This window comes from Nocardia blacklockiae (assembly GCF_015477355.1).
Classification (GTDB): Bacteria; Actinomycetota; Actinomycetes; order Mycobacteriales; family Mycobacteriaceae; genus Nocardia; species Nocardia blacklockiae.
Genome location: NZ_JADLRJ010000021.1, coordinates 39,378 through 49,791, shown reverse-complemented (window position 1 = coordinate 49,791; position 10,414 = coordinate 39,378). Strand labels below are relative to the sequence as shown.

11 protein-coding genes are annotated in these 10,414 nt (G+C 70.3%); 3 read left to right on the top strand and 8 right to left on the bottom strand.

Features of this window, described 5'->3' with window-relative positions:
• Window positions 1-12 precede the first annotated feature (12 nt).
• Window positions 13-951 (top strand): undecaprenyl-diphosphate phosphatase, encoded by a 939-nt coding sequence (locus IU476_RS34595; protein WP_195106557.1) that lies wholly within the window; start codon window positions 13-15, stop codon window positions 949-951.
• Between the two features lie 95 nt (window positions 952-1,046).
• Here IU476_RS34595 and IU476_RS34590 read toward each other — a convergent pair whose 3' ends face one another.
• The 5 genes from IU476_RS34590 to IU476_RS34570 all read right to left on the bottom strand — a co-directional run bounded on the left by IU476_RS34590 (window position 1,047) and on the right by IU476_RS34570 (window position 6,198).
• Window positions 1,047-1,580, bottom strand: coding sequence for a DUF2231 domain-containing protein (locus IU476_RS34590; RefSeq protein ID WP_195106556.1), 534 nt, complete (start codon window positions 1,578-1,580; stop codon window positions 1,047-1,049).
• A gap of 182 nt (window positions 1,581-1,762) precedes the next feature.
• Complete coding sequence (locus IU476_RS34585) at window positions 1,763-2,476, bottom strand: universal stress protein (protein WP_195106555.1); 714 nt, start codon at window positions 2,474-2,476, stop codon at window positions 1,763-1,765.
• Entirely contained in the window at window positions 2,473-4,548 is a 2,076-nt protein-coding gene (locus tag IU476_RS34580) for a glycosyl hydrolase family 65 domain-containing protein (protein ID WP_195106554.1), read from the bottom strand. The genes IU476_RS34585 and IU476_RS34580 overlap by 4 nt, the downstream gene beginning before the upstream one ends.
• Window positions 4,549-4,746: 198 nt before the next feature.
• Entirely contained in the window at window positions 4,747-5,673 is a 927-nt protein-coding gene (locus IU476_RS34575; RefSeq protein ID WP_195106553.1) for a universal stress protein, read from the bottom strand.
• A gap of 99 nt (window positions 5,674-5,772) precedes the next feature.
• Entirely contained in the window at window positions 5,773-6,198 is a 426-nt protein-coding gene (locus IU476_RS34570) for an Hsp20/alpha crystallin family protein (RefSeq protein WP_195106583.1), read from the bottom strand.
• A gap of 206 nt (window positions 6,199-6,404) precedes the next feature.
• Between IU476_RS34570 and IU476_RS34565 the strand changes: the two genes are divergently transcribed.
• On the top strand, window positions 6,405-6,947 hold the full coding sequence (locus IU476_RS34565; protein ID WP_195106552.1) for a flavodoxin domain-containing protein: 543 nt from the start codon (window positions 6,405-6,407) through the stop codon (window positions 6,945-6,947).
• Between the two features lie 12 nt (window positions 6,948-6,959).
• A complete protein-coding gene (locus IU476_RS34560) occupies window positions 6,960-7,595 on the top strand; it encodes a DUF2267 domain-containing protein (RefSeq protein ID WP_195106551.1) in 636 nt (211 codons plus the stop codon).
• Between the two features lie 285 nt (window positions 7,596-7,880).
• On the opposite strand, the gene IU476_RS34555 is transcribed toward IU476_RS34560, so the two are convergent.
• The 3 genes from IU476_RS34555 to IU476_RS34545 form a co-directional block, all read right to left on the bottom strand.
• Window positions 7,881-8,774, bottom strand: coding sequence for a universal stress protein (locus tag IU476_RS34555; protein WP_324194559.1), 894 nt, complete (start codon window positions 8,772-8,774; stop codon window positions 7,881-7,883).
• Window positions 8,775-8,886: 112 nt separating this feature from the next.
• Window positions 8,887-9,426: a hypothetical protein gene (locus IU476_RS34550; RefSeq protein WP_195106550.1), complete on the bottom strand. Its 540-nt coding sequence runs from the start codon at window positions 9,424-9,426 to the stop codon at window positions 8,887-8,889.
• 21 nt (window positions 9,427-9,447) lie between these two features.
• Window positions 9,448-10,080 carry a CBS domain-containing protein gene (locus IU476_RS34545; RefSeq protein ID WP_195106549.1) on the bottom strand — a complete coding sequence of 211 codons (633 nt, stop codon included), beginning with the start codon at window positions 10,078-10,080 and terminating at the stop codon, window positions 9,448-9,450.
• Window positions 10,081-10,414 lie beyond the last annotated feature (334 nt).

The window sequence follows — 10,414 nt, the reverse complement described above, 5'->3', positions numbered from 1 at the left end:
CAGGACGCCCGCATGGCCATCACGTACACCGAATCAGTTGTCGTCGGCGCCCTGCAGGGGGTGAGCGAACTCTTCCCGGTATCCAGCCTGGGACACAGCATTCTGCTGCCGGCCTTGGTCGGCGGGCAGTGGGCGCGGGATCTCGACATGTCCGCGCCGCATTCGCCGTATCTCGCGCTGCTGGTGGCGATGCACGTCGCGACGGCGCTGGCGCTGGTCGTGTTCTTCCGCCGCGATTGGGCGCGCATCGTGACCGGGCTCTGGGATGTGCTGCGCACGCGCCGGATTCGCACACCCGAGGCGCGCTTGGGCGTGCTGCTGGTGGTTTCCACCATCCCGGTCGGCGTGGCCGGGTTGCTGTTGGAGAAGGTCGTGCGGAACTATCTCGGCACCCCGGTGCCCACCTCGGTGCTCCTGGCGCTGAACGGCGTCGTGCTGCTCGGGGCCGAACTACTTCGCGCTCGCGCGGTAACCCCGGCCCCGGTCGTGCGCGGTGCCGATCCGGCGCTGTACGACACCGTGGTACTTCCGGTGGCCGACCCGGCCCGCGCCTCGGATATGCGCCTGGCACGGACCCCGGTGAAGGACGCCGCGCTGATCGGGTCCGCGCAGATCGCGGCGCTGTTCCCGGGGATCAGCCGTTCCGGCAGCACGATTGTCGCGGGACTGTTCAAGGGCTTGGACCACGAGGACTCCGCCCGTTTCGCCTTCCTGCTCGCGACTCCCGTCATCCTCGCCGCGGGCGTGCTGAAGACTCCGGAACTGTTCAGCCCGGAGAATCACGCGATCCTGGGTCCGGCGATAGCGGGAAGCGTAGTGGCCGGCGTGCTCGCGTATCTGTCGATCAGATTCCTGGTCGCCTACTTCGAGACCAAGACCCTGACACCGTTCGCGATCTACTGCCTGGCCGCCGGAACAGGCAGCGCGACATTCTTCGTCGCGCACGGCTGACGATCTGCCGCCTCACCACAACGAAATCTCTTCTGCTCGAGATGCGGGGACGGGCCCCGTTCATACGGCACGTAACTTCGGCAGGAAGCTGCAGGTCACCGCCCGCCTTGCACGACTGTGGGTCCCGTCGAGCCCGGTGTGGACCACGTGGCCTGGGCTCCGCTGTGGCCGATCCGCACGGTCTGAACCAGCGTGCCCGCCGCCACCACGATCGCGACGATCGCCACCGCCACCCGCACCGTCCGCGCCACGGCCGGAGACGGCGCGACGCGACGCGACGACCCGACCGCTGCCGACCCGGCGCGCGACAGCCACCGATCGGCAACCAGCACAAGCACAATCACCGCCAGCAATCCGATCACCCACGGCAGCAGGCTTTCCCCCAGATCGGCGTGCCGCTCCACCGCAGCCGTCCGCACCACGCGCTTCTCGAGCGCCTCCCCGGACGACTCCATCAACGGCGCCAGCACCACACCCGCCAGGCCCAGCACCAGCGCGGTCACCTTGACCAGTTGCGGCAGCCGCGGGAATACCGCCAGCAGCGCGGCCAGCACAGCCGCGACCGGGATCGCGACCACGGTCACGTGCACCAGCAGCGGATGCGCGGGCAGCCCGAACAACATGTCCATCGCGACAACCTCTCACCGAATCGGCCCGACGATCCATGCTCGGCCGAAACACCGGTCAGCGCCGCAGCGGCAAGTCACCGATGCCGCGGTCGAAAGTCCCGAACAGCACTTTCGGGCCGCGACACGGACCACGGCTACGCGAACGGTGACGCCCGGCGGAACCGACCGAAGCCGCCGGAATGTCAATGATTCAGTCCGTTCAGCCGTGCCGATCCGGCGCGGTGCCTGCCCACGGCCGGGACCGACACCACGGGTATCAACATCACCGGGACCGGCGCCGCGTCCACGGTCTTTCGCACGGTTTGCGCCCGGCCCGGCAGCAGCCGCTGCGACCAGCCGAGGATGATCATGTCCGCCTGTTCCGCGGCGACGTCGACGACGGTCTCGCCCGGGCTGCCGCTGCGCAGGGTCAGCGCCGGTGGCGCTCCCGGCAGGTGCGGCGCGCAATAGCGGGCCAGGAACTCCTCCTCCCACGCCGAGCGTGCGTGCGCGGCCTGGTCCCAGGACGCGGGCACCGTGCTGCGGTCGAAGACGTGCAGCACCGCGATCTCCGTTCCCGCCGCCCGGAAGAGCCGCACGGTCTCCGCGACCGCGTGCGCCGCCTCGTCGGTGCCGTCGAGCGGCACCAGGACATGTTCGATGGTGGCGGGTACGTCGGCCGGTCGCAGGCTGTTCGGCACCAGCACGATCGGTTTGCCCGCGTCCTGGGCGATCTCCCAACCCGCGCGATCGAGGGCCAGTACCCCGAAATCCACCTCCGGGTCGGACAGGGCGAGCAGGTACTCCTCGACCGGCAGATCCGGATCGACCGTGTGCGGCGTGGCGCCCGTGACGTCGGCCAGTGCCCGCGCCACGGCCTGCGCGGCGTTCGACGAGCAGACCAGAATGACGGTCATCGTTCCTCCTTGTCCCCTGTGGGCCACCGTGTTTCACCGCAGGCCACGGCCGGCGGATGATCCCCGATGGCCACTACGACCGGTCCGTCGGCTCGCACCGTGACCGCATTCGGCCCAATGTCGAGCCGGATCCGCCGCCCCAGACATCGGAATGCCAGGCCCAGTCGCGACCAGCGGGCCGGCAGCATCGGCCGCACCGACAGCACCCCGCCGCGCACCTCGATGCCCGCGAAGCCGCTCAGCACGGCTTGCCACACTCCGGCGAGATTCGCCAGGTGCAGGCCCGAGGCGGTGGTCGCCGTGCGGTCGTCGAGATCGAGACGCGAAGCCGCGGAGAGCATTTCGAGTGCCTCGTCGGGCCGGCCGGCACGCGCCGACAGACTCGCCATCACAGCCGGCGACAGCGACGACCCGTGCGTGGTACGCGGGGCGTAGTAGTCCAGGTTCACCGCCAGCGACCCGGGGGCGGTTTCCTCCGGAACGAGGTGATGCAGCATCAACACGTCCGGCTGCTTGATCAACTGGGAGCCGGCTACGCGAGCCTGCCCGAGCAACACGTCGGCGGCGACCGGCAGCGGGGCGAACGACGCCGCCGACAACGGCTCCAACTCGTCGTAGCCGCGGAACTGCTCATAGCGCCCGTCGGGACCGAGCTGATCCACCATCCGTTCCGCGAGGTCAACCCATTCGGCGAATTCCTCTGCCTCCGAGTCGGTCTCAGGTGTCAGTCGGGCAGCACGACGCAGATTCCAGCGTGCCATCACATTGGTGTAGGCGTTGTCGTCGACGGATTCGTGATACTCGTCCGGGCCGATCACCCCGAGCAGGTGGGCGCGCCCGTGCGCGTCCACCGACACCCGCGACGCCCAGTAGCGGGCCGTCTCGACCAGCAGCGGGCGCGCCGTGGTCTCGAGATAGCCGGGTACGCCGCACCATTCGGCGTATCGGCACGCCGCCCAGGCGACGTCGGCGGTGATGTGCTCCTCCTGCGCACCGGTCCGGATCGGCACCGGCGTGCCGCCGAGAAACCCGGTGCCGGGCGTGACGTCCGTGCCCTCGGCGGCGGACTCCCACGGGAAGCGCGCCCCGCGACAACCTGCCGCCGCGGCCCGCGCCCGTGCTGCCGGCAGTCGGCGCAGCCGGTAGGAAACCATCGCCGCCGCCGCGGCCGGGTCGAGGGTCACCAGCGCGGGCAGCACGAAAGCGTCTGCGTCCCAGAACACGTGACCGCGATAGCCCGTTCCGGACAGTCCCCGTGCCCCGACGGCCGATTCGCCGTGGGCACCGGCATTGCACCACAGCGCGAACAGGGCGAATCGCACCGCGAGTTCGGTGTCCGGATCGTCGGGGAGCTCGATTCCCACCGCCGACCAGCGCCGGCGCCATACCGCCTGGTGCGCCCCCAACAGGCCGTCCAACCCGCGCTCCCAGGCTCGGGCGAGCGCCCGCTCCGCCCGAGAAGCGCCCGCGCCGTCTTTCCCGTCGATCGCGTATGCCGCCACGCGGTTCAGTCCGCCGTGGGTGTAGCGGTCGGCGGCGACAGCGGTGACGGCACCGTCCGGGGAAGCCGTTCGCACGCAAGCTGTTTCGTCCGCCGCCAAAGATCGCGGCTCCGGCGGCGCCGACACCTCGACACCAGAATCGGGCGCGGGTGCCGACAAGGGCGGTTCCGGCTGTATCCGGCCGGCCTCCGCCACCGCCCGCATCGCGAACACGCCCGGCCGGTCGGCGCACCCGAAGCGCAGGCTGCGGAAGCGGCCGCCGTCCGCGGTCTCGGTGCGGCACAGCACTCCCCGATAGAGATCGAGCACCGTCTCCGTCGACACCGTCGGCGGCCGCAACCGCAGGCGGGTCCAGACGGGCCCTTCCAATAGATGTTGGAACTCACCGGCTCCGGTGTACACACCCCCGCTGAGCACCCCCGAAGCCTCACGCACCGATTCCTCCGACACGCCCCGTGTCGCGAATCCCGCCTCGCCGACGGTGAATACCGGGGCGTCGGACACCCGGGGGCGGGTCGGCTGTTGCCGAATGGTCCAGCGCGGATCTCCCGGGTCGGCATCGCCGTTCATCGCACCTACTCCGTTCCGGTGGACTGTCCGGCGGTGCCGCCCGGGTCACAGCTCGATGATCTGCGGCGGCCGCAATGCGCCACAGAAGCGAAAGTCCCCGCGCGAGAGGGCCTTCGGACATGGTGCACCGCCTCGACGGCTTTCACGCTCGGCGATGTCCGGTCATGCACGGTGACCGAGGCGGGCGAACAGACGAATTCACCTCCGCTCCGGATGGACCACCAGCACAGGGCACTGCGCGTGCTGCACCAGGGCGTTCGAGGTCGATCCCAGCAGCATGCCCAGGTAGCCGCCGCGGCCGTGGCTGCCGACCACCAGCAGCTGCGCCGATTTCGACCACTCCCGCAGTGCCGCAACGGGATCGGCCAGATACTTGCGCCTCGCCACCGGGACGTCCGGGTACTGTTCCTGCCACCCGGCCAGGCGCTCGGCGAGTATTTCGCGCTCGGTCTCGCCGATGTCGTTCACCGGGACGAGCAACTGGAACTGGCCCGCCATCCAGCCGAGGTCCAGGTCGCTCCAGGCGTGGACCGCGACCAGTTCGGCCTTGCGCTCGGCGGCTTCCTCGAAGGCCGCGGCGAGCGCCTCCTCGCTCACCGGGCTTCCGTCGATGCCCACCACCACAGGGCCGTCTTCGCGGACCCGGTGACCCGAGTCGGGATCGGTGCGCACCACGGCCACCGCGCCCTCGGCGTGCGCGGCGATCGTGAGCAGTATCGAACCGAGATGGCCGGGCACGGCGCTGGTTCCGCTCGGGCCGATCACCAGCCGATACGCCGTGGCACTGTGCCGGATCAACAGCCCGGCGGGGTTCTCGTCCGACACTCCGACGGATACGCGCAGCCGCGGATGCCGAGCGCGCACTCGCCGGACGGCCTCGTCGGCCGTCCTCGCGTCCTGTGCTCGCAGATGCCCGCCGAGTTCGGGCATCCGCTTGCCGTACCGCTGGTGGAGCAGGCGCAGGCCGGCCGCGTCGGCCCCGTGCACGACGCGCAACTCGCGGCCGCGCCGGTCGGCCAGGTCCGCAGCCCAGTCCAGCGCTGTCGTCGCGCCTGGCGAACCGTCGACGCCGACCACTACCGCAGCCGCTGCCGAGTGGTGTATGTCGTTGTGCCACTGCGTCATCGCGCCTCCAGAATGGTCGTCGCGCCACTGCGGGGAAGTGGCGGGCTCATACCCGGGCCCGGGCGGTGTACCCGCCTGTCCTTGCTGACGTCCGAGTGCCTAGTCGCCGGACTTGACCTGGACGTTCTTGGCCTGCGCCACCGGCTCGCTCACGGGCACCGTGACGGTGAGGATGCCCTGGCGGTATTCGGCTTCGATGTCCTCCTCGCGCGCACCGGCCGGCAGCGCGACGGTGCGGACGAACGAGCCGTAGCTGAACTCCGAACGCCCTTTCTCCTCGTGTTTCTCGCTGCGCTCGGCCTTGATGGTGAGCTGCCCGTTCTGCACCGACACCTCGACGTCCTTCTCCGGATCGACACCGGGGATCTCCGCGCGCACCACGTAGCGCCCGTCCTCGACGGTGTCCTCCACCCGGAGCAGATGGGCGCCGAAGATCGGTGCGCGGCTCGGCGGGAAGGCATTCCAGAGATCGGCGAATTCCGACAGCAGCGAGCCCGGCCGGTGGGCGGGAAGCAGATTCATGATCACTCCTCGAATCGGCGAACGTTTGTCCGACACCGTCGATTTCACGTTCGCCGTCGCGGCGCGAGTAGGGCATCGAGTAGTCGCGCGCGATGACCGAAGTCCCGGCCGCACCGGCGACGGCCGTACCCGCGCAATGACCTTTGTCCCGGCCGCGGCGGGAAGCACGCCTCTCACCAGGACGATCCGCTGCGAGCAGGCTGTGTGGCATGAACGCGAACAAACCTCACGTCGCCGTCGTGTATGCCACCGTGCAAGGATCGACCCGCGAGATCGCCGAATTCATCGGTGCCGTCCTGGCCGACCGCGGCGCCGTCGTGGAGGTCGCCGACGTCGAGCACGCGCCCGAACTGTCCCGGTTCGACGCGGTCGTGCTCGGCAGCGCGGTGCACGACCGCGCCTTTCTGCCCGCCGCCGTCGCCTTCGTGCGCCATCACCGCGACGACCTCGCGCTGCGGCGCGTGTGGATGTTCAGCGTCGGCATCGATGCCGCGCTACGCGGGCCGATCGGCCGCCGGGTACCCAAACAGATCGCGGCGCTGCGTGATTCGATCTCCGCGAGAGACTATCGGGCGTTCGCCGGGCATTACGAGCGCATCGGCGTCGACCTGCCGGCCCGGATCCGCTACCGGCTGCTGGGCGGTGCCCGCTACGGCGACCTGCGGGACTGGACCGCCATCGCCGCCTGGACCGACACCATCGCCGCAACCCTGCGCCTCCCGCAGCGGCAGACCTCCGTCATCCACCCGTGAGGACCGCAACCCATGTCCTACCGAGATGATCCCTTCGCCCCCGCAGTCCGGACCGCCCACGACTGGCTGCACGCGGTCACCGAGGCGCTGCACACCTCCGATCACCACCACGCCTACCGAGTGCTGCTGGCCTGGTTGCGGGTCGTGCGCGACCGGCTCCCCGTCGCCTCGGCCGCCCACCTGAGCGCCCAGTTGCCCGAGCTGGTGCGCGGCGCGTTCTACGAGGGCTGGGTTCCCGGGCATGTGCCCGTGGCCCACGACGTCACCTCGTTCCTCGACCGCTTCGCCGACGACGCGGGGGTCGCCCGCACGGAGGCCGTCGCGCTGCTCGGCACCGTGACCGACACCCTCGCCGAACTGTTCTCCCCCGGCCAGCTCGACCACGTCCTCGCCGTGCTGCCGCAGCGCCTGCGAACCGTTCTGCAAGGCATCGAGCCGCCCGAGCACATCGGCAACGGCACCGCGTCCGCACCCGATCTCGAGGCGCGGCTGCAAACGCTGTCGGAGGCGGTGGCCGTGCTCGCCCGCGGCCTGGAAGAGCTGCCCGGCAGCGAATTCGACACCACCCGCCGAGTCTCCGCCGCCCAGCAGGTCCACCACATGCTGCTCTCCGAAGGCCTCATCGGCTCCGCCGCGCCCCGAAGCTGAGACGAAGGGTTCCCCCATGCTGAACGAAACGATCCCACTGGGCCGGATCGCCGGAATCCGCCTGGGCGCACACTGGTCGGTGCTGGCCACCGTCGCCCTGTTCACCTGGATCCTCGGCACCCAACTGCGACGGGGAGGCCCTGTTCGACGCGCTCGCCACCCACTACGCCCGCGGCGGGAAACCCGCACGAGGCGTCGGCTCCTTCCTGCTCCGCACCGACACCGGCGATCCCACTGCGGAGCTGCTGCGCCGACCTCGCCTGGCGCGCGCCATCGGCGAGGCGTTCAGCTCGCTCCGTGTGCCGCCGCCCGCACGATCACGATCGGGCAGTCGACCGACTGCAGTAGCGCGGAACTGGTGGAGCCCAGCAGCATTCCGGCGAACCCGCCACGGCCGTGACTGCCGACGACCACCAGCTGGGCATCGTCGGACTCGTCGAGCAAGGACCGGGCGGCTTTGTCCCACACCAGGATTCGGCGCACGGCGACGTCGGGGAAGCGTTCCCGGTAGCCGGCCAGACGCTCGGCCAGCACCGCGTCCTCGGTGCCCCGGATGGTGTCCCAGCCCATGATCGCCGCGTCCAACCCGGCGCTCGCATCGCTCCAGGCGTGCAGAGCCACCAGGCCGACCTTGCGCCGCGATGCTTCCTCGAACGCGAATTCGACTGCGGGGACGCTGTTCTCGCTCCCGTCGATCCCGACGAGCACCGGCTTGCGCGCCGATCGCGAATCCGTCGCCGAGTTCGCACGCACCACCGCGACGGGGCAGTGCGCGTGGCGGGTCACCGCCGTGCTGACCGAACCGAGCAGACCGCGCCGCAGGGCGCCCCGTCCGCGACTGCCGACCGCCACGATCCGCGACCGGCGCGACCGTTCGAGAAGGTACGGAATGATCGGCTCGCGGATCACCGCCGTACTGATGGCCGGGGCAACGCCCGGCACGGCAGCACGCGCGAGGCGGCGCGCTTCGCCGAGTATCCGGTCCGCGTCCGTCTGTAACCGGTGCAGGAACTCGTCGTTCGAGTCGGCGGCCACACCCGCTTCCAGCACACCCGCGACCGAAGTGACCAGGTGCAGCCGTCCATCGTGGCACGCGGCATCGGCAGCGCCCCAGGCCGCCGCGTGGTAGGACTCGGCCGAGCCGTCGACCGCCACCACGATCGCGGTGTCTTCTTCCACGATTCCACGCCCTTTCGGCTCGATGCCCCGTGTTCGGGTTTCAGCATCGCGCTGCGGGCGTGTTCGCCGGGACAGCCGAAAGTCACTTGTGACCGGGCCGTCGGACCGCGCGCTACCTGCCACGTTCGGGGACCGTCAAACGTGCGCGCGCGGTCATCAGCAGCTCGTTGGCGCGCTTGTCCAGATCGTCCACCGCTCGCAGGGCGGCCGCCGCCGCGACAGCCGAGTCCGGGCCGTGGTTCTCGCCGAACGCCAGTGCGCAACGCATCGCCTCGCCGGCGCTGTCCCCGACACTCGACAGGCAATTGAGTACGTCCGCATCACTCACGATCAGTTTCGAGCGCGCGACGACCAGCGGCATCACCACGCGGTCGTGTTGCAGCCCGCTCAGGGCGGGCAGGACCGAGCGCGGTGCGGCCTGGGAGAGGGCGCCCGTCGTCACCAGCCTGCTGTTGGCCAACACCCTCGTCGCGACGGCGATCACCTCCGCGACCACTTCGCGCTGCGCCTGGTAGCGCGCGTCGCGACGTTCCAGCGAGAACCGCTTGTCGGCGAAGAACTGCGTGATCGCTGCCGAGGCGATAGCCCCGCCGACGCCGACGGCTCCGACGACAGCCGTGGTCAGCAGACCCCACCCGAGCGTGAAATACACCCGCGTCCCTGGCCCGGGCGATCAGCCGACGGTATCGTCCGCGGCCTGCCGGAGCCGTTCGGCGAGCGACCCGGCCTGGTACCGGGTGGGCGTGGCGCCCTCGGCGTCGATATCGACATGCTCGATGCCCTCGACGGTCAGCGCCAGTGCGGCGATGGTGTGCTGTTCCTCGGAATCGGCGAACCCGCCCCGGACCACCGCGTGACCATCGGTCACATCGACCGACCACTGGCGGCGGCTCCCGGCGTATATGTCCAGCAGCGCACGGACTTTCGCCTCCAGCGCGGTGTCGTCGCGGATCAGCGCGCGCAGCAGGTCCCGGCGCGCGACGATGCCGACCAGGATTCCCGCCTCCACGACCGGCATCGACCGCAGGCGTGAGGTCAGCATGCGGGCGGCGATGGCGGAGACATCGCTGCCGGGATGGACGACCTCCGCCGGGACCGTCATCACGTCCTCGACCGGCCCGCCGCGCCGGCCCGCTCCCGCGGCCAGCACATCGGATTCCGACAGCACACCGACCACCCGGCCGAGGTCGTCGACGACCGGCAACGCGGCGAATCCGAGCTCGGACAGCAGCGAAATAGCCTCGGACAGAGTCGATTTCGTCCCCACTGTCACCACCGGCCGACTCATCACGTCTCGTGCGTACATAGCGGTCACCTCTCAGCAAGCAACGCGGCCAATTCCTCCGAAAGACGCGAACGCTTCCAGCACTGTCGATTTCACCCGGCCGCCGCGGACGCGGGTAGGGCACGGGGTCGGTCGCGACGGGGACCGAAGGCCCTGCTCGACCGATGGGCGTCGCGGGAGACGCCGGCCGGTCGCCGGCTGCTCTACCGATAGGGCTTTCGTCCTCGCCGCCGTTGCCAACGGTCCGTCGCCGCTGATCTTCGGTGCGATCACACTGGTTGTGCGTGAATTCGACCCGACGCGCTGAGCAATGGCGATCGATATGGACACCCCGCGAAACCCATACGACCCAGTC